The 17,916-nt window shown below is 41.9% G+C and carries 18 protein-coding genes and 6 pseudogenes; 3 read left to right on the top strand and 21 right to left on the bottom strand.

The features are described from left to right. The 3 pseudogenes from ACPT9C_RS09360 to ACPT9C_RS09350 all read left to right on the top strand — a co-directional run. Positions 1-1,054, top strand: a pseudogene (locus ACPT9C_RS09360) (oligopeptide/dipeptide ABC transporter ATP-binding protein). Continuing rightward, positions 1,054-1,856: pseudogene (locus tag ACPT9C_RS09355) on the top strand (ATP-binding cassette domain-containing protein). The pseudogenes ACPT9C_RS09360 and ACPT9C_RS09355 overlap by 1 nt, the downstream one beginning before the upstream one ends. 77 nt (positions 1,857-1,933) lie before the next feature. Continuing rightward, positions 1,934-2,077, top strand: a pseudogene (locus tag ACPT9C_RS09350) (bile acid:sodium symporter family protein); the annotation flags it as partial. Between the two features lie 148 nt (positions 2,078-2,225). On the opposite strand, the gene ACPT9C_RS09345 reads toward ACPT9C_RS09350, so the two are convergent. The 21 genes and pseudogenes from ACPT9C_RS09345 to ACPT9C_RS09245 all read right to left on the bottom strand — a co-directional run bounded on the left by ACPT9C_RS09345 (position 2,226) and on the right by ACPT9C_RS09245 (position 17,911). Then, positions 2,226-2,444 (bottom strand): hypothetical protein, encoded by a 219-nt coding sequence (locus ACPT9C_RS09345; protein WP_021034860.1) that lies wholly within the window; start codon positions 2,442-2,444, stop codon positions 2,226-2,228. Between the two features lie 57 nt (positions 2,445-2,501). Further along, on the bottom strand, positions 2,502-3,347 hold the full coding sequence (locus tag ACPT9C_RS09340) for a hypothetical protein (RefSeq protein WP_050948613.1): 846 nt from the start codon (positions 3,345-3,347) through the stop codon (positions 2,502-2,504). A gap of 61 nt (positions 3,348-3,408) precedes the next feature. Further along, a complete protein-coding gene (locus ACPT9C_RS09335) occupies positions 3,409-3,528 on the bottom strand; it encodes a Com family DNA-binding transcriptional regulator (RefSeq protein ID WP_050948612.1) in 120 nt (39 codons plus the stop codon). 178 nt (positions 3,529-3,706) lie between these two features. Continuing rightward, positions 3,707-4,196, bottom strand: a pseudogene (locus tag ACPT9C_RS09330) (enoyl-CoA hydratase). After that, positions 4,189-4,785: a hypothetical protein gene (locus ACPT9C_RS09325; RefSeq protein ID WP_240030867.1), complete on the bottom strand. Its 597-nt coding sequence runs from the start codon at positions 4,783-4,785 to the stop codon at positions 4,189-4,191. Before ACPT9C_RS09325 ends, ACPT9C_RS09330 begins: the two are co-directional and overlap by 8 nt. Positions 4,786-4,817: 32 nt before the next feature. Next, complete coding sequence (locus ACPT9C_RS09320; RefSeq protein ID WP_050948611.1) at positions 4,818-6,797, bottom strand: pyocin knob domain-containing protein; 1,980 nt, start codon at positions 6,795-6,797, stop codon at positions 4,818-4,820. A gap of 3 nt (positions 6,798-6,800) precedes the next feature. Then, a complete protein-coding gene (locus ACPT9C_RS09315) occupies positions 6,801-7,397 on the bottom strand; it encodes a YmfQ family protein (protein ID WP_171970161.1) in 597 nt (198 codons plus the stop codon). Then, a pseudogene (locus tag ACPT9C_RS09310) lies at positions 7,394-8,459 on the bottom strand (baseplate J/gp47 family protein). Before ACPT9C_RS09310 ends, ACPT9C_RS09315 begins: the two are co-directional and overlap by 4 nt. Positions 8,460-8,473: 14 nt before the next feature. Further along, positions 8,474-8,824 (bottom strand): phage GP46 family protein, encoded by a 351-nt coding sequence (locus tag ACPT9C_RS09305; protein WP_050948610.1) that lies wholly within the window; start codon positions 8,822-8,824, stop codon positions 8,474-8,476. Positions 8,825-8,893: 69 nt separating this feature from the next. Continuing rightward, positions 8,894-9,529: a phage baseplate assembly protein V gene (locus tag ACPT9C_RS09300; protein WP_050948609.1), complete on the bottom strand. Its 636-nt coding sequence runs from the start codon at positions 9,527-9,529 to the stop codon at positions 8,894-8,896. 9 nt (positions 9,530-9,538) lie between these two features. Further along, positions 9,539-10,667: pseudogene (locus ACPT9C_RS09295) on the bottom strand (phage baseplate assembly protein). Further along, complete coding sequence (locus tag ACPT9C_RS09290) at positions 10,657-11,991, bottom strand: DNA circularization protein (RefSeq protein ID WP_050948608.1); 1,335 nt, start codon at positions 11,989-11,991, stop codon at positions 10,657-10,659. The pseudogene ACPT9C_RS09295 and the gene ACPT9C_RS09290 overlap by 11 nt, the downstream one beginning before the upstream one ends. A 152-nt stretch (positions 11,992-12,143) precedes the next feature. Further along, positions 12,144-14,009 carry a phage tail tape measure protein gene (locus ACPT9C_RS09285; RefSeq protein ID WP_240030850.1) on the bottom strand — a complete coding sequence of 622 codons (1,866 nt, stop codon included), beginning with the start codon at positions 14,007-14,009 and terminating at the stop codon, positions 12,144-12,146. A gap of 117 nt (positions 14,010-14,126) precedes the next feature. Further along, on the bottom strand, positions 14,127-14,282 hold the full coding sequence (locus ACPT9C_RS09280) for a hypothetical protein (protein WP_230304884.1): 156 nt from the start codon (positions 14,280-14,282) through the stop codon (positions 14,127-14,129). 46 nt (positions 14,283-14,328) lie between these two features. Continuing rightward, the gene (locus ACPT9C_RS09275; protein WP_218834128.1) at positions 14,329-14,493 is read right to left on the bottom strand and encodes a hypothetical protein; all 165 of its coding nucleotides are present in this window, start codon (positions 14,491-14,493) and stop codon (positions 14,329-14,331) included. Between the two features lie 56 nt (positions 14,494-14,549). Then, positions 14,550-14,891 carry a hypothetical protein gene (locus ACPT9C_RS09270; protein WP_021034874.1) on the bottom strand — a complete coding sequence of 114 codons (342 nt, stop codon included), beginning with the start codon at positions 14,889-14,891 and terminating at the stop codon, positions 14,550-14,552. Continuing rightward, on the bottom strand, positions 14,891-15,262 hold the full coding sequence (locus ACPT9C_RS09265) for a hypothetical protein (RefSeq protein WP_050948606.1): 372 nt from the start codon (positions 15,260-15,262) through the stop codon (positions 14,891-14,893). Before ACPT9C_RS09265 ends, ACPT9C_RS09270 begins: the two co-directional genes overlap by 1 nt. Positions 15,263-15,271: 9 nt before the next feature. Further along, complete coding sequence (locus tag ACPT9C_RS09260) at positions 15,272-16,687, bottom strand: phage tail sheath subtilisin-like domain-containing protein (protein ID WP_050948605.1); 1,416 nt, start codon at positions 16,685-16,687, stop codon at positions 15,272-15,274. Beyond that, entirely contained in the window at positions 16,680-16,862 is a 183-nt protein-coding gene (locus tag ACPT9C_RS09255) for a DUF2635 domain-containing protein (RefSeq protein WP_005688541.1), read from the bottom strand. The genes ACPT9C_RS09260 and ACPT9C_RS09255 overlap by 8 nt, the downstream gene beginning before the upstream one ends. Then, on the bottom strand, positions 16,834-17,496 hold the full coding sequence (locus ACPT9C_RS09250; RefSeq protein WP_118879783.1) for a DUF1834 family protein: 663 nt from the start codon (positions 17,494-17,496) through the stop codon (positions 16,834-16,836). Before ACPT9C_RS09250 ends, ACPT9C_RS09255 begins: the two co-directional genes overlap by 29 nt. Then, entirely contained in the window at positions 17,480-17,911 is a 432-nt protein-coding gene (locus ACPT9C_RS09245; protein ID WP_111689169.1) for a gp436 family protein, read from the bottom strand. Before ACPT9C_RS09245 ends, ACPT9C_RS09250 begins: the two co-directional genes overlap by 17 nt. Positions 17,912-17,916 lie beyond the last annotated feature (5 nt).

The raw sequence follows: 17,916 nt of genomic DNA, 5'->3' as shown, positions 1-17,916 counted from the left end.
ATGGCGCTGTTAGATATTCGCAATCTTAATATTGAAATTCAAACACCAAACGGCCGTATAAAAATTGTGGACGGCGTCAATCTTTCAGTCAATGAAGGGGAAATTCTAGGACTTGTTGGTGAATCCGGTTCCGGTAAAAGTTTAATCGCTAAAATAATCAGTAATTCCATTAAAGATAACTGGATTGTTACGGCTGACCGTTTTCGTTTTAATGATGTTGAATTACTTAAACTAACACCGAATCAACGTCGAAAAATCGTTGGTAAAGAAATTTCAATGATTTTCCAAAATCCATTAAGCTACCTAGATTCAAGCCGAAGAATCGGCAAACAGCTTATTCAGAGTATTCCGAACTGGACATTTAAAGGTCATTGGTGGCAATGGTTCGGCTGGAAAAAACGTCGAGCAATTGAATTACTACACCGTGTAGGTATTAAAGATCACCTGGACATTATGGCATTATCCTGACGATCTCACAGAAGGTGAAGGTCAAAAAGTCATGATCGCAGTAGCGATTGCAAATCAGCCTCGCTTATTAATTGCGGATGAGCCCACCAATTCTTTGGAGTCAATTACAGCATTACAAATTTTCCGCTTACTTTCAAGCATGAATCAAAACCAAGGCACAACGATTTTATTAGCGAGTAATGATCTGAAAAGTATTAGTGAATGGTGTGATAGCATTTCTGTGCTTTATTGTGGTCAAAATACAGAGTCTGGCCCAACCGAGCAATTATTAGAAATGCCTCATCATCCTTATACACAAGCATTACTCTACTCAGTTCCCGACTTTAGTCGCCCCTTAAGTTTTAAAAGCCGATTGGGAACATTGGAAGGCATTGTCCCCATTCTGGAACAAATGCCGATGGGGTGTCGATTAGGGCCTCGCTGTCCTTTCGCACAACGTGAATGTATTCAAAAGCCAAGCCGATATCGCATTAAACAGCACGAGTTTTCCTGCCATCATCCAATAAATATCCGAGAAAGGCAGTTTAAAGATAAAATGACAACGTCACCACTTACGCTCAATACAGAATCAAAAGGAAGTGAATAATGCCTTTACTACAAGTGGAAAATCTTAGCAAAACCTTTGAAGGTCCGGCTAAATTTTTTGGCACAGAGCAGTTTTATGCAGTAAAAGAGATAAGCTTTTCACTTAATCGCAAAGAAACGCTTGCGATCATTGGTAAAAATGGTTCGGGTAAATCAACCTTAGTTAAAATGATCGCAGGGATTACCCCCCAACTTCAGGAAAAATATTATTCAATGATTTACCGTTACAATTTGAAGATTTTCATAATCGAGCACAGCATATCCGAATGGTTTTCCAAGATGCGAATTCAGCATTTAACCCTCGCTTAAATATAGGACAAGCCTTAGACGCACCATTGAAATTAATTACCGATTGGGATGAAGAAACACGCAATCAAAAGATCTTTGAAACGCTTTCATTAGTGGGACTTTATCCCGATTATACTAATCTTAAAATTAAACATCTCTCAATGAGCCAAAAACAGCGGATCGCCTTAGCTCGCGCACTGATTCTTCAGCCTGAAATTATTATTATTGATGATGTTCTTAGCGCATTAGATGCTTCTGTACGTGTTCAATTACTTAACTTAATTTTAGATTTACAAGAACATTTGGGGCTTTCCTATATTTATGTAGGGCAAAACTTAGGCATTATCAAACACATTGCTGATCAAGTCTTGGTGATGGATCAAGGTGAAATTATCGAATCGGGTACACCAAGAGAGAGCTTCACTAATCCTCAAAATAACATCACTCGCCTTCTTGTAGAAAGTCATTTTGGTCAATTGCTTGATGAAAATGCTTGGCAAATAAACACTTCCTAGCCACCTATAAATACAAGTTAGGGATAGACATCTCAAAAAACGTCTTTAAATTGACCGCTCTTTTCATTCTTTTTAACAAAAACTCAGGTTTAGGCGCCGCACTGGCTGCCACACATTTCAACCCAATTGCAACGGTACCAAGTGCTTTATTTAGTTTCTGGCACAATGTATCGGGTCCAATTTTGGCAAATATTTTCTCCAATATCAAAAATGAAAAATAAGCTAATTGTATAATTTTGCGAATCTTTTTGCATAAAATAGGCTTTTATTTTGCATAAACCAAAAAATATTTATGCAAAATGAATCACAACTTTAAAGCAAATAAAAACGCCCTTTAATTACTATTTAAAGGGCGTTTAAATCCTGTTATTAGCCATTCAACTTAAAATAGCTTTGCCTTAATGCTTGATAAGAAACATCATAAATATCTTTGAATTTTGGCATGATTAGCTTATCCATAAGAAGATTTTGTTGTTCATCTGTTAAGTTTAGTTCGGTAAATATTGGGTTGTCGGCGTAAAACTGAGATACAAATGCTACTAATTTTTCGATATACTCATCGCCGTTATCAATTTTGAGCTTATTCATAGTTACCTCCTCCGCACTCCGCAATCATTTTACGCCTTTTCAATGGCTAAAGCATACTCAAAATTTATAAACTATGTTATCTTCATACTTGCCTGTATAACTAGCCGAAGCATTGACTACAATGCGCTGTGCGTTGTCAAAAGTCTGCCAATTATCCACTTTGTCCTCGACCATATATTCAATAAACCGCACAAACTCGCTCTTAGTAGAACTAAAGAATACATAAGGCGGTCGTGTGATGTTAATCAAACGTAGAAAGTCGATTAAATCAAAGTAAGTTACTTGCTTGTAGCTCTCTTGGCGTGTGCATAGATACGGAGGATCTAACACAAATAATGCTTTGGGATTATCAGCAAATTTCGGTAGTAACGTGTGGAATGATTCACGTACAATCTCTACGCCGTCCAAATAACCGTCTGCCTTTGGATAATCAGACTGACGAATACAATGCCAGAAATCATGTTGGAATAAGTCATCAAGCGTTGCTACTTGTTGCCCACTGAACAATAACCAACTCGCTAAGCAATTTAAATCTTTATACCCTTTGAAGTTTTGAATGATTCTGATGCATTCTGCTTTGCAATCCTTCGTCATACGTTTATTTTTTTGCGTAGCGTTACCAACTACAGAGTAAAGCTCGGCACGCAACTTGTTAATGTCATCAATGTGCGCCAATCGCTCCGCATATCCATCAAAATCATTGTAAATTACGTGTGCTTTGGTTTTAATTACTTTGGCTGCGTGGCTTAATAAGCCCGAGCCGTCGAATGTATCAATAATCGTCCAGCCTTCGCCATCACCTTTAATATTCTTATTTAAAACTGTTTCAAAATGTTTAAGAAACATTCGTTTTTGTCCGATAAACGGCAATGGAGCTTGTTTAAAGGTGTTTTGATTTGCCATAGTTTTTCCTTTCTATTCTATGGCGTTCCGATGCTCAAGGCATTCTGACACTCAAATCAAATTAACGTGTAGTATTAACGGTTTTGCAACGAGGGCATTTGATTTCTAAATAACCAACTATCCCCACTTTCGCCAATAATTTGTTACAAAATGTGTAACGGATTGCTTTAATTGACTGCATATATTTCTCCTAGTTAAAAGATTTGTTACAATCCGCCCGCCTTGCACAAGGTAGGCGGCATATGGCTATATGCAGGTTCGTTCTGCGTAGCTGGTAACAACGAGCATTCCTAGTGCCGTTGTTATCGCCGTCTTTTCTTTACTGAATTAAACTTTGTGCAGGGTAACCCCCCCCCCTTTTAAATTCTTCTTTTATTGAACATTACGGCCAGTTGATTTGGACTAAACCGCCAGCCTTCTTCACTGCCCAAAATCGCATTGAAGCACCACTCACTACAAAAATACTTTGAGCGTTTTTGTTTGGTTCCAAGCACGATGCCTAATGCTCCCCACCAGTCATATTTTTTGCCAGAAGTGCGGTTAAAACAGGCTTTGATTTGCGCCTCGGTGACATCGTTGATGTGGGATTAAATCCCATTTGGTGTTATCGGACACATCAATCTGTTTGCAACGCACGCCACCGTCTTGTACCGATGATGAGTAGCAGTCATACACTGTCGCATGCTCATAATGATGCCCATTGCCAAACTCAATGCGCTCAATGGCAATCTCGCAGTGAGAATAGTTGCCTTTGGTAAAAAATCGAGTAATGCGGTCGGCTATCGCTTTGAATGGCTCTTTGCGCCAGTCGCGTTTGTGTTTGTACATCGCCAAATACACCTTAGCCATTTTGATATGCCTCCATCAAGTTATCCATTTGTTTGATAATGTCATCATGGATTGATTGCAGTTGCTCAAGCGTAAGATTAGGGGCTTTGACTTCATACTTGCGCATACGTTGGTTAGCCAACTCAACTTGCAACTTTTCCAAGCCTGCTGCCTGTGTCAAAATCAGGTTTGCAGCGGTCTTATTATCCAGTCTGGCACGTTGCGCAAAATCTGAGATATATCGACTGCAATCACCTTCATAATTTGCCGCTTTAAAGGCTTCTGCTGCGGCTTGACGCTCACGATACTCACTCTCAAAGCGTGTCCATGTACTGTAGATTTTTGCTGCGTGCTCATCGATGTTGGCGATAAGGCGAGTTTGGGTTTCGGCTAAAAATGCGGTTTGTTTTTCCTCCGATAGCTCAAAGGATTTAGTCGCCATGTTGAAAACATGAAATCGACTCGGTGCCTTGCCCGAGCATTTGATTTTGCCATTTTCAGCCCAAACCGCACCACCGCCGGTTATACTGGCAGAAATACCATCAATTTCTTCATCGCTCACTTCAATCCAATTTTGATTATCTGTTACTAGACAATCAGGTGCGAACATGCTTGTTTCTATATTAAATAACATCATATTTTTTACCATCCATACCAGCCTATAGCTAAAATTTGAAAGTCTGTTTGTCCACTATTGTGGATTTCAACAACATTCCCATTTTGGATATTTGCACCAACACGCTTTTGACCGCCACCAACATCGGTTGCTTGCACCACACAGCTCCCATTAAATGCTTCAGGTAGATTGACTTTAGCGTAGCCATTAATAGTTACATTCATAATAATTACTCGCATTACACCATTATCTGCCATTGGTATATCAAACACTTCTGCACTGTTGTAATGGTGCGGATAATACTGGTGTCGGTATCTATTTTTTCGGTAGGTGTTGTTTAATTCGTTCCAAACATTGCGAATATCATCTTGTTTGGCAAAGTGATCATGCAGCCAGCCGTAAGATTTACTCCACAACCCCCCAGTCGATGAAATTGTAAGCACTCCTTGTCGGCTATCTCTATACCAATCCGCTCCTTCCGGAGTGTTCAGAAATTCAATTTGGGTTGAATTATTACCAGCATCCCTCATTAACATTGATGCGCGAGGGATGTTATCGGTTTGATAAAAATCAACAAATACGCCTGTATTTTGACCCCCAGCTTTATTTTTAAGCATAAGTCCATTGGCAAATCCCCCTGGTGCACTGCCCTCAATCATTAATGAGCCAGTCATCTTATCACCTGAACGAGATACGCTATTAAGCCCATCAATCCGCCGCCACTCGCTCCATGTGCGCAAGTCAATATTGACATTCCGTTGATAGGTTTCGCCCGAGCGGAAATTGATGTATTTCTGCATGACGTTATAAGCCGATGGATAGACAATCAACGTCCCGGCAAAATTGGTCGGATAATTTCGCTCAGGTGTAGCATCTCTATTCGCCTCTTGCGCGTAAATACCGTAGGCTTTAATGTCATTAAGATTTTGTGTGGTCAGTTTACCACGCGTGAAATTGTCGGCTATTTGTGCATTAACCCAGTCTTGATACGCAACGACTTCATTTTTTCTTAATACTGGGAAAGAGCAATAACGTGACGTGTTATCTTTCATTTTGTACACAAAATTAAAACGTGGGTCAGTTTCGCTGTTTGGATTCATTTCAACACGCCATACCCCCCCGCTATCAATTGAAAACTTGATTTTACTCCAACCTCTTGTTGCTAAAACCAGTTGATTATTGATGGTTTGTTCCCCAGTGTTGGTAAGCAACTCAATCCATTTATATGTAAGTGCCGTGTTATTAAAATTGATGCGACTAAAAAATGAGCGACCTAAAAGTGGATAATGACAATAAACAGACGAATAACCACCAATAATATAAAATGTGACAGCAATCGGGCTTTTTGTGGTTAACGGTAAGCCGGTGATATTACTTTGCGCATTGTTATGTGCGGTGAATGATAAATGCCCGTTAATGCGGTAGCTATAGCCAAAAAGATTAATGAGTTGCTGGCGATCTGTTAGATCTAATTGCAAATTATCTTTACCAACATAGATTTTCTGATAGAGGTTGTTTTCTTCGGCAGAGACTGCTTTATCGTAAGCTGTCTTGACTGCTGCAGAGGTTGCCACGGTATCGTTGCTGTTACTGTTGACTACACTGGATTTTTTGCTGTTGGGGATAACATTGCCAAGCGAGCGTGTGTTGGAGTCAATAAGCTGTTTTAACTGATAACCGGTTTTAGGCGTCAATGCTAAATCTTCACTTTGGCTATCGTAGCCTGTGTAAAGTTTGGTTTCGCCTTTTTGAGTTAAACTTGCCGTCTTTCGGTTGTCATCAATAATCTTAACAATCGCCTCATAAAGCTGAGTTTGCTTATTTTCTACGGGCTTGAACCCCGCTTTTTGCAACACATAATGCACTTCCGCTTGTACATCGCGTACTCGGTCTTGCAAATTATTAAGCCACGTATCGGTTACTCGTGTGCCTTGTTCGCCTGTTGCTGGATTACCGTTGTGAAAAAGGCCATCATTTGAATCAATTTGAGGCATTAAACTTTTCATATATTAAGATCCTGTTTGATAAGCAAAATAACAGTAGGTGTGTGCGGGTTTTAAATCTCGGAAGAACTCCTCAATAATTGGGTCACCAAATTCCACTAAATGATTACCCGCAAAGGAACTACCTGCGCGAAAATACACAATATTGTCATCGCCATTAAGCACCGATACTCGCCACATAAAAATCAAGTTATCACGCTCTTCGTTGCGAAATTGAACCAAATCTCCCGTCGTTGGCAAATCATTAGCAAGGGGAGAAAACTCTTTAATTTCGATGCGATATCCAATACTTTCCGCAATCCGTTTAAAATAGGGAATAGATAATCCCCCAATCGCATTTAACTTGGCAATGACACGTTTTACTCGTGCTTGATAGTTATTGCTATAATCTGTTTTTATGCCGCATAAACGTTCCCAATCGGACAACATTGTATTGGAGGTAGTAGGTTCAATAATTTGCAATAAATCCACCGCACTTTTTTGTAATCGGTCAAAGGCATTACCATCCACCTCACACTGTGCTAAAAAACGCTCTCCATTTACGTCGTATGAAACAGGCGGATAAAGTTTTGCTAACACCTTTTTGTGGTCAGTTTGCATCATGCCATCTCCGTAACGGTGATTTGACCTAACCGAAACCACTCAATTTTTGTACGCACATCCGCTTTTAGATTAGTGATAGGTGCCGTAAACTTACGATCAACCACACCGACCAAGTTATTTACTACCGCTTCACATTGCGACACAATCAAATCATCGCCTGGGATTAACGTATTAAAATAATCTGCAAGTGCGGTGGAAATCGCTGCCTTAATTTCGGGCAAGGTCACGCCGCTGATTTTCACCTGAATATTAAAATTGACTTTCGTTACATCAGGTTTCACCACTTTGCTTTCTCGCGCGGTTACTGGGCGCACATCATCAATATATTCTTGGCAGCGACGTATTGTTTCATCGCTTGGCACATCGTTATTTGATGTAATCGCAATATCTACCGTACCAAGCCCACGACGCAACGGGTAAACATAAGCAGCATCCACGCCATCCACCGATAATGCCCATGTACGATAGTCATAACGATTGCCCCCAGCAGGTGGTCGGCGAATAATCTCAAGCAAACGTTCAAGCAAAGACGCATCGCTTTCCGCATCCGTTGCACCAATTACATCATTTAGCACCACATCAGATTGCACGCCTAAAGGTGCCGCCATAAAGTTTGCTTTTGTCGCAGTTTTAATATTTTGGCTGGCACCTGTCGCAAGACTTCGCACGGCAACAACGGCAGAACCACTTGCAGAAATCACTACACTTTCGGTGGTTTCATAAAATCGGTTATCGTCTGTTTTAATTTGTAATCCAGCTTTAATCACCGTATCAGGGGGTACCGGTTACAGTTGCGCCACGGCCACTGGCATAAGTCGCATTACGACGGCGAATACCACGCAAGCCAGCATGTTTTTCAAGAAAATCTGTGTCGGCAGTATCGGGAAAGAATGGTTTAATAATCCATTTTTGATGAGCGTAAATACCTTCCGCTACGGCAGCAAGGCTACTGGCACGTGCATAATAGTCACTATCTATGCTCACATCAGCACTCGGCTCTAATGACTGCACATCGCGCAAAATCGCTTGGCGAATATCTTCTAAACTCGGCACAATAAACATGGTTTAAACCCTTTTTAAATGACTTTTACCGGGTGTTTAAAATGATAGGTTTCGCCCCGGTTATCTCGGATGGATATATCTAACATCAATACACCGTTATGTGGCTGGGTATGATTGACAATAATTTCGTCCGCACGTCCATCATCAATCAAGGGTTGCAAGGCTTCTTCGGCATATTGTTGTGCAATTAAACCTATGCGCGACAAATCTTTTTCGCGCGGAATAAGATGGAGCAGAGAGCCTACACGCCCATCTGCCCACCAAGAACCTAATGGTGTGGTCAATCTGATATACGCTGCGTTGGCAAGGGTACTGATTTGTTTACTTGTATAGTCCCCAGTAAACGGGCTGATCTCTCTGTCCATATTGACAGAATAAGATAAGAGGTAAAAAGAAAGGAGATGCAGGGTTTCAGCATCTCCTTTAAGGTTAGATTATTCAGGTTTAGTGGTTTTGCCTCCGCTATCGCCAGTATGTTTATGGTTCCTTAATGAAATTGCACCAGCTGTCACGTCGCCGTCAGTCGTAAAGCTACCACCACGTTGTTGTACATCACCAGTAAAGATTGCATCACTGCCACCTTGCACAGCCATACCACCATTACCATTGATTTGCCCTTGGGCAGTAAAGACCTGATCGGTTTCAACCAATGGACTTGATATATCCACTTTTGTTGCAGCGTTAATCTTTAACACATCACAATCAATCTCAATTAACCGCCCCTTTTTTAACACAATGCTAGAGCCACTTTCATCATAAACGGCCACTTCGCCACCTTGCAGATTTTTTACGCGGAAAGAACCGTTCTCGGTCGCAATCACAATGCCGTGGGTGGTTTGTCCGCCAATGGGTAAAATCACCGCTTGCGTATTTGTGGGAGGCACAGAGGTAAAACCAAACTGCTGCATCAGCTCCACATCTTGCAAGGTTTCATCGGCAAGACCTGAGGCCTGAACTTTTTGAATATTGTCCGCACTTTTCACCAAGTGCAATACACCACGAAAGGCTTGACGGATTTCGTCCACCGCACCTTGCGCCTTTTGTTGAATGGCTTGGCTTAATCGTCTCATTTTGTCCCCTTAATTCGCATCCACCCAGCTGCCATGTCCGTTAGTAGCTATTAATTTCTTGCCTTTGCGCTTGCGAGCTTTTTCTGCTTTTGCGCTGTAAGAGTCTGGTGTCCAAATGCCATCTTGTTTAAAGCGTAGTTCCGTTTGTGTGCCACCGTTTCGGCTCAACGTAAAACGACGCCCCATTAAAAAGAAAATGGCATCAATATCATATTCTTCGCAAATTACATGTACACGTTGCCCTGGTTGCCATAATGTGCCGTCTTGCATTTTGTGATCGGGTACAACGATAGTAAGGGTAAAACCTTCCAGCACACTGTCCGCAATGTATTTTTTCGCCCATTTTTGCAAGGCTTCCAAATTATCCACATCAGACACCACCACGGTTTTCGGCTTGTAGGTGGTCATTTCAGGATCGTGATAAACCCATTTCAGATCGTTTTTGTTATCTTGTCCTTGCTTGCCGTGGCTTTGTGCAAGAAAAGTGACTTCGCTAAAACGATTTGATACATCAAACGTTAAATCCGCCTGCTCAAAGTTGTTTCGTTTGCCGTCTTTCATGCAACACAAGGTCGCCACAGGTGGCGTGCTGTAATCCGCACCGCCCACAATCAGCTCTCCATTGGGTTCAAACCACAAGTGCAAGCCTGCCGAGTTCGCACAACGCATTGCCGCGTTCCATGCTGTTTCGCCCACGTCAATATCGACTTTATCTAATGTTGGGTTATTTTCCGCACGCAACGCCACTTTTTTAATACCAAGGGGTTCGACAATTTTTTTTACCGAATCCAACACAGTCAAGCCTTTCACATTGGTAATGGGTGCCGAGCAATCCACAAGGATACTCGCACGGTCGCGCCCATTGAGGCTATAAGTGCGGTTAGTTTTACTCATAGTATGTATGCTGTGTTGTATCTACGATACCTGTCATTACCAGCTCGCCATTAATACGCACTTTCACTTCAGCCCCCGAAAAATCAGGTAAAACCGTGCTGTTTGAAGGCACGCCCAAATCAAATTTAAAGGCGTCGGCAGGGATTAAAAAGTCACTATCAATATCATAACTTTTCCAGCTATTGTGGGCTTTATCGTCCACTTCCACCGTAACATCATTTTCATAAGGGTAATTATTTGACATAGCTATTTAACCACTCCCCACGCTCAATAAAATTCGGATAACGGATCTGCGGATTCAATCTTAATAATTCATCTGCACGTTTGTAATCCTGATAAAATGCATGTGCAATTTGTTGCACAGTACCGCTAAATGGCACCTCACGCACCATTAAAGGCGGTTTACGATTAATTGCCGCAAGGGCAAGTTGAGTAAACTTATGCGCTTTATTGCGTAATTGTTCTGCCGTATTGTGCGCAGCAGTATAAAAACTCGTATTAGGCGTGCTTAATACCGTGATATTTTCCCCACGATGTTCATCGTCCACTTGTTTGCGTAACAATTGTAAATTATCCATAATTTGTGACCGCACTTGAGTCGTGATGTAATCAATATCCTGTGGCAATAAATCATCGTCCTCTACCAATTCAGTGGCAATACGCAACAAAGCAACACTAGAGGCTAACTGCATCATTAAATGCACAGATTCAGTATCGTCCTTACTAAAAGAGGTCGTTAATGATTTCAACGCCGCTTGTTCTTTGGCAGATTTAATATTCTTACCACTCACTAAATCAGCAGGAATATGCTTGATTTGACGTATTGTGCGGAGTACCTCATCAAATTTTGCACGCAGGGTTAAGTCCTTGCACGAAGCAATTTGGCGCAACCCAGAATCAATCATTGTCACCAAATCACGCACAGCACGGCTAGATTTTGCTTTAAAGTTATCTTGTGTCACGACAGGCGACACACCATACTTGGTTTTGTCAAAATCAAATAACCCGCGCACTTGCTCAAAACAGCCAAATAATGCGCCATAAACACCCAACAAACGTGATTTTGTATTAGCGGCAAAGGCAACAATCTCCATAAATTCGCCATACAATGCCATCACATCATCAACAAAATTTTCTAATTCAGTCAGTAAGGCATCTATTTTTGCCAATAGGGAATAATTAAAGACAAAAATCGGTTTAGCTGGCGTAGATTCAATAAAAGTCAAATCTAACGCCACATAATCAATCATTTCTGCTTCGTGGTGAAAACTCGCCCCAGTGCAAATCATATTTTGCAAACGCCCACGAATCGGATGCACTAATGTTGCTGCCCCTGATTTTTGTAACACGCTTAAAAACTTCTTAAAGTCCGTATAATAGCCTGTCCCATAAAATACGGCTTGCATACGCACGGTTAATGGATTTAATCCCAAATCTTCCACGTCTGCGCCATTGACGAAAGGATAAGCATGCTCAATGGTCGAGCGATAGACATCATCATCCACCGAAAGCACATCAAAACGCACACCGCGAAAACTTGCACGTTGTACAGGCATTGTCCAACCCATAGTTACCCCCGTTTCATTGATTGATAGATATTTTCAGCAACCCCTTCATAAACAGGTCGCCCATCCATATCAATCTTAATTTGATTTTGAATTGTAAAATTTTGGCTTTCAATGGCGGTTTTTAATCCGTCGCGAATGGTTTGCCCAAAATGCTAAAAATCCGCTTGATAGTTAGCCAAGCTAGATAAATCACCCAGTGTGCGACTTAAAGCGGAGTCGGTGTCATTAGCTGCTACAGATAAACCTGAATAGCCTTTCCCCTGATTGCGAATTTCCGCAATTTTTACCGCACTTTGGCGCGTGCGCTCATCATATTGGGCTTGAGTGAGAGTGCCTCGCTCAAGGCGTAAAGCGGCAACTTCATCTTTACGTGCAATTTCAGCCACTTCGCCCGAGCGAGAAGCCGTCCCCCATACAGAATTTTTGTTATAACCGAAACCTTGCGGTGCGTAATGGGTTGTGGTCGGTTTATTGCCACCGTAAGCATTGGGATAAAATTGGTTTTCAAGCTGTTTTTCTTGAGCAGTTTTCGCCTCAGCTTTTTCTTCAGCCTTTGCTTCTTCCGTTGTACGTTCTTCTCCAGCAATCATTAAACCACCTACACCCATTGCCGCACCTGTTGCGGTAGCGGCTTTTCCGCCGATATTGAGTAATTTGCCAGCTCCATTCGCAATCGCGGATGTTGTTGCTGCACCTTGGGTCACTTTACCTAAAGCACCGCCCCCCATTTTCCCACCTGTTAATAAATCAACTAGAGAAAACCCAGCAAGTCCTGCACTGAAAATTTGTAACGCGTCAGTCGCACCAACAACGGCTTTGGTTAAATTTGGAAATTCTTCTATATTTTCACTTAACCAGTCTGCGGCATTTCCTAATCTATCATTTGCACCATTCCAGTTTTCAATTGAATTCATTTCCTGTTTGTTTTTAGCAATCTGAAAACGAACTGAATTTTGTTGGCGCATAAAATCAAAATCTTCTTTGTTGAAGTCGCCTTTTTCAGCAATGGCATATTGCTCATCTACATTTTGAGCCGTATTTTTATCCCGACGCATTGCAAACATTGCCGTGCCTGCTTGAATATCTGGCATCACTTCAGCAAGTTTTGTGGTTTCCACATATTTCGCTATACGCTCTGCAATAGCCTGAGCTTCTTTATCGTCTTTTGCGTTATTAAGTTTTTTTAGCAGTTTTTGATACGTTCTATCGCTTGCAAGCACCTGATCAATTATGCTCATAAAGGCTTCAATCGCATTTTTGCCTGTTTTCATTTCGTTGGTCATGGATTTTTCAAAATCAATGCCATGGGTTTTCTTAGTTTTGGGATCATAAACTTCTAATTTTTCAAATTTTTTTGCTGTATCACTAGAACGCAGTTTTGAAAAGAAATTGACTAGGTTAGTTGAGGATTGCCCCGTACCACCTGATACCTTATAAACTTGTTGCGCACCTTTAAACACCTGTTTTAAGTCTTCCAATCCCCCCAAGCCAGCATTGCCTGCGGCTGAAAGAAATTCAGGGGCATAACGCGCCATATCTTTTAATTCAAAACCGCCCGCTTTACCCGACGCACTGGCATAATCAAGTGCTTGTTGAATATCATCAGCTTTAATGCCGAAATTCAGCAATGAATTGACTAATGCGGCAATATCATCAGTGCTTGCCCCAGTTGCAGTAGCGTTCATTTGAATCGTTGGCAAAAGTTTTAATGCGTCCTCAACTGAAACATTGCCTTCACCAATTAAACGTCCAACAGCCCCTAATGCATCTTCTTTTGTGCCGCCATAATTTAGCGACGCTTTAATTGCGCCATGGATTTTTTCTTTACCTTTTGTCTTTTCTTCTATACTTGCACCTGAATAAGCTGTATTTGCAATTTTTGCCACTTCAAGATCATAATCTGCCGCCTTTCTAATTTTTGGCACAGCAACCGCTGCACCAGCAGCAACACCTACCGTTGCACCCGCAATATTTCGCCCAACATTGCCTAATCGTTGCCCCCACGTGGTTTTCCCCATTTCCGCATTAAGCCCAGCAATTTTTGAGAGCGTCGCTTCAGCCGCACGCGCTAATTCGCGACTAGTGGCTGTGCCACTACGTTTTAATCGGTTATAAGCGGCAATGGTATGATTAATTTATTGTTGGATTTTATGTTCACTTCGCACGCCCAACGTTTCGCGTGCACTTGCCATTGCTTTTGTGCTTTGCTTAATCTGCGATTGTGCCCGCTGAAAAACTCGGCTTGCTTGGTCTCGTGCTTTTAGCGTCAGTGCTAAATTCAACTCAGCCATTTTTAAACCCTCTTTAAACTCATTTTAAATCCACAAAAAAAGGGGCTTACGCCCCCTTAGTTTTACGACGCATAAGGTTGTAATGCACCGTGTTGCCTTTTTCTGACTGAGTTTTAATACCTTGCGAATATTGCCAACTTGCCACCCACGCAGCAACTTCAGCATGACACATTGCTCGTACTTCTTCAGCAGTAAACCCAAATTTAGCCAATAAAATAACCGCACTTCGGTAATTCTTCTCGGCATCAAACACAACGTAATGTTGTTTTATTCGGTTTCGGCTTTGCTCGGGTTTTCCCCAGCGTCGATGTGCTTTTTTCGTAGTTCTGCGATAGCTTGGGTAATCAGCACATAATCATCCGTGGCAAGGTTATCCAGTAAAAACTGTGGCGTGAGCTTATCTTGCGCAATACCGATAATATCAAGCTGTTCAGATAAATAAGCCAAGTCCACGAGCATTTGCTCCGCTTTCGTGAGGTTTTCTTTCTCATCTAAACCAAGCTCGGCGACTTTCTCAAGGGCAGCACATTCGCCACCCAAGGTTAGTAATCGCACGTCAAAGTCAAAATAACGCTTGTCTTCATAAGAGATACCAAGAAGTAAACGCATTATTCTTTTACCTCTTTAAGCGCATTCATCTGGATATCAATAACGGCTTCGTTATCCACCGTGTATTTCTCGCCTACTTGCGTAGTAAAGCAGCCAAGATAGGACGTGCGCTTATCTTCTTGATTAAGCGGATATACCGTAATTTTTGCATCACTGATACCAGCCCAATCGATCTCTGAACCATCAATCGGCAGAGCAGCAGTCACTGACAGCTCCCAGGTCGTAATGCCTTTAGCAAAGCCACGTGCTCGACCTTCAGAGTTCATGGTTTTGACTAATTTACGCCCAGTTTGTTTTGTCACATTTAAATCGGTAATTTCAAATTCAACGCCATTTACTTCTAACACCGCCGTTCCAGCATATTTTTCCATTTACGCCCCCTATAAAATTAAATCAATTCGGTTAGCGACAACGTGCAAGCCATTTACCACATCGGCTGGGATTGCCGTATCTAAACGATTTGGATCTTTGCCATTGCGAACAACAAGCAATTTACCCTTGTTCGCATCCACATTTTCTAAAATCTCTTGTTGCTCTAAACGATAGAGCACATCAAGGATTTCCGACCGCACTTTTGGTGGGGTGCGATTAGATAATTTCGCACGAGGGAAACGTAACTCAATACGCTGTTCAATGGCTTTACGCGTATAATCAAGTGTGCGAATTGTGGTTAAGTCTAACCACGCAGGATCATCTACATTCGCAGGTGACTTGGTATAAGTCGTAATTGCACGCATAATTTGCACACGATTATTTACCACTGTAATAGGGGTTAAACCGTGGAATAACGCCTGATTGACTTCGGTTTTTAACGGTGTTTGAGTGGCATCAACAGGGGTTAAACCTTTAATCTCAAGTGTATTTAACGGTTTAGCTGGGTCTTCTTCGCCTGCAATAACCGCCCCATATCCCGCAGCGATTAAGGCATTAGATTCCACCGCCCCTTTATACCAACCCACTGTAATACGGTTAGCATTAATTTTCTCGGTATAAGTGGTACCGCTTGCCAACGTACCATTAAAACCTAATACGCCAACACCTGGTTTTTTCTCAACAGGACTTGCTACCGACTCTAAATGTTCGCGCAAGGCTTTCGCATTTTTATCATCCGCAAAAGGGGAGATAATCACGTGATAATGCTGACCAGCTACAGATGCTAATGCCGCTACTAAATCGGCATTTTCGGCACCATTTGCAAGGGCAGAAACATTCACTGCCATATCATTTACGCTTAATGTGGCATTGACACTAATCTCATTGCCAATTTCGCCTTTACATTTCGCAGTAAGCGTAACAGTACCTTCATTGACTGTTGCACTGACAGGACAATATTCCCCCGCATTAATCACTGCATTTAAACGGGCGGCAATGTTGGCGGCGGTTTCCGATTTAGCGATTGCCACCGCATAATCAAGACCACCAATGATAACTTTAAGCACCCCTGCATTGCTTGCTGTGCCTGTTAGCGTAATGGTGCCAGTTGCCGCCACACCTGAATCACTCTCTTTTAAACCAATCACCGTTAAACGGATCATGGTATTATTTTGGATAGCAATACGCGCCATTAAGTGAGTCCAAGACCCAGCACCAAATGTATTTTTTGCATCTACATCCGAATAAATCGGTGTCGGTGCGCTAAATGCTTTTGTTGCATTTAACATTGGTGCCACAATTAAGACGTTTTGCTCATTTGTTGGCAAAGTACTCACTGCATTGCGTGAGTTGTATTCTGTATAAACACCCGGTTTACGAAGACTCGTCGGGATATTATCAAAATCAATATTCATTTCAGCCATTGTCTTTCTCCTTTTCTTTACGAGAACGTGTTTCTGTGATCACAATCAAATCGCCATCATTAATACGACGTTGATAATAAATCGATGGCTCTACCTCTACCGGTACTTGTTCAATATAGGTATAAGGCTGATGTTCCATCGGCACCTTAATGCCTATTGCTGCTTTCACTTTCATTTTGTGTTTCCACCTCAAACGGCACTTTGGCACCGCTTATTGGGTCATAAATGTTGTTACCAATACGTTCTAACATCGGCTCTGGTGGCGATAGCTCACCATGATAATGCGTAAACAAATAATCAGGATTTTTGCTATCCTGTGTCATTTCAGGATAACGTCCATCTTCTAACGGGCTTAAATCGTCATAGATTGCGTCATACTCAATCGCATAAGCCGTTATCGCACCGCCTTTAAAAGTGGCATTATTAAAGAGCGTACGCACCCTGGTCGGTTTCAATGGCTTGACTAATTGCCCTAAGGTTTGCGCATCTAACAAACGGCGTACGGCTGTAATCAACTGATTAACGCCCACCTCTCGTTTATCCGCTCCACCTTGTCGTGCAGCAATATTGCTACGCAAGCTATTTACTGCCACGATAATGACAAAGTTTGCTGTGGATTGATGTCGTTTCAAATTGGTGCCCATACGTTCGATACGTGCGCCCCCAAAAGTGACTAAACACATCGGCAAACGTGATGTTCCAAGACTTTCATCATCGAGCTCGCCACCGTAGCTTTTAACGGTATTGACTAAACGCCCTAAGCCACGCTGTAGGCGTTCTACAAGGGCATTTTCAATTTGAGTGATCACGCGCAAAAATCCTGTTTTTCGGATTAGTAAAAATCACACCATTGTCGTGTTCGTTGGCATCATTATTCTCTGTAGGCGGCAACCCCAGTGAAATCTTACCCACACTGATATCCTCAAGTTCTTTTAAACTTAATTTATAGCGTGTAATAATTTCTTCTGGAATCGTCACACGAGACATACTCGCTAAACGATAACGTGCCAAATCACAACAAAGTCGCACCAAGTTTTGTGGCACACTCACAAGAGGGAGGGTATAACGTGCTGCCAAATAACCATCAATTTGGCTTGAGCTATCAGATAATGCAACATCAAGCAAATTGTCATTAACTTGCCCAGTCAAATCACGGTCGGTCAGTTCAATGGCTTGCACTTCCCCTACGCGTAACACAAAATCTTCTGCACTGGCGTAATGCATCACTC

It is taken from the genome of Haemophilus sp. HN_Hi16 (assembly GCF_049823435.1).
Classification (GTDB): Bacteria; Pseudomonadota; Gammaproteobacteria; order Enterobacterales; family Pasteurellaceae; genus Haemophilus; species Haemophilus influenzae_D.
This window is presented reverse-complemented; position numbering and strand designations above follow the sequence as displayed.

Bases quoted from the DNA above. Each gene is read 5' to 3' on its own strand.
- ACPT9C_RS09345 (WP_021034860.1), bottom strand. From the start codon at position 2,444: ATGAATAAGCTCAAAATTGATAACGGCGATGAGTATATCGAAAAATTA.
- ACPT9C_RS09340 (WP_050948613.1), bottom strand. From the start codon at position 3,347: ATGGCAAATCAAAACACCTTTAAACAAGCTCCATTGCCGTTTATCGGA.
- ACPT9C_RS09335 (WP_050948612.1), bottom strand. From the start codon at position 3,528: ATGCAGTCAATTAAAGCAATCCGTTACACATTTTGTAACAAATTATTG.
- ACPT9C_RS09325 (WP_240030867.1), bottom strand. From the start codon at position 4,785: ATGTTCGCACCTGATTGTCTAGTAACAGATAATCAAAATTGGATTGAA.
- ACPT9C_RS09320 (WP_050948611.1), bottom strand. From the start codon at position 6,797: ATGAAAAGTTTAATGCCTCAAATTGATTCAAATGATGGCCTTTTTCAC.
- ACPT9C_RS09315 (WP_171970161.1), bottom strand. From the start codon at position 7,397: ATGATGCAAACTGACCACAAAAAGGTGTTAGCAAAACTTTATCCGCCT.
- ACPT9C_RS09305 (WP_050948610.1), bottom strand. From the start codon at position 8,824: ATGGACAGAGAGATCAGCCCGTTTACTGGGGACTATACAAGTAAACAA.
- ACPT9C_RS09300 (WP_050948609.1), bottom strand. From the start codon at position 9,529: ATGAGACGATTAAGCCAAGCCATTCAACAAAAGGCGCAAGGTGCGGTG.
- ACPT9C_RS09290 (WP_050948608.1), bottom strand. From the start codon at position 11,991: ATGGGTTGGACAATGCCTGTACAACGTGCAAGTTTTCGCGGTGTGCGT.
- ACPT9C_RS09285 (WP_240030850.1), bottom strand. From the start codon at position 14,009: ATGGGGAAAACCACGTGGGGGCAACGATTAGGCAATGTTGGGCGAAAT.
- ACPT9C_RS09280 (WP_230304884.1), bottom strand. From the start codon at position 14,282: ATGGCTGAGTTGAATTTAGCACTGACGCTAAAAGCACGAGACCAAGCA.
- ACPT9C_RS09270 (WP_021034874.1), bottom strand. From the start codon at position 14,891: ATGCGTTTACTTCTTGGTATCTCTTATGAAGACAAGCGTTATTTTGAC.
- ACPT9C_RS09265 (WP_050948606.1), bottom strand. From the start codon at position 15,262: ATGGAAAAATATGCTGGAACGGCGGTGTTAGAAGTAAATGGCGTTGAA.
- ACPT9C_RS09260 (WP_050948605.1), bottom strand. From the start codon at position 16,687: ATGGCTGAAATGAATATTGATTTTGATAATATCCCGACGAGTCTTCGT.
- ACPT9C_RS09255 (WP_005688541.1), bottom strand. From the start codon at position 16,862: ATGAAAGTGAAAGCAGCAATAGGCATTAAGGTGCCGATGGAACATCAG.
- ACPT9C_RS09245 (WP_111689169.1), bottom strand. From the start codon at position 17,911: ATGCATTACGCCAGTGCAGAAGATTTTGTGTTACGCGTAGGGGAAGTG.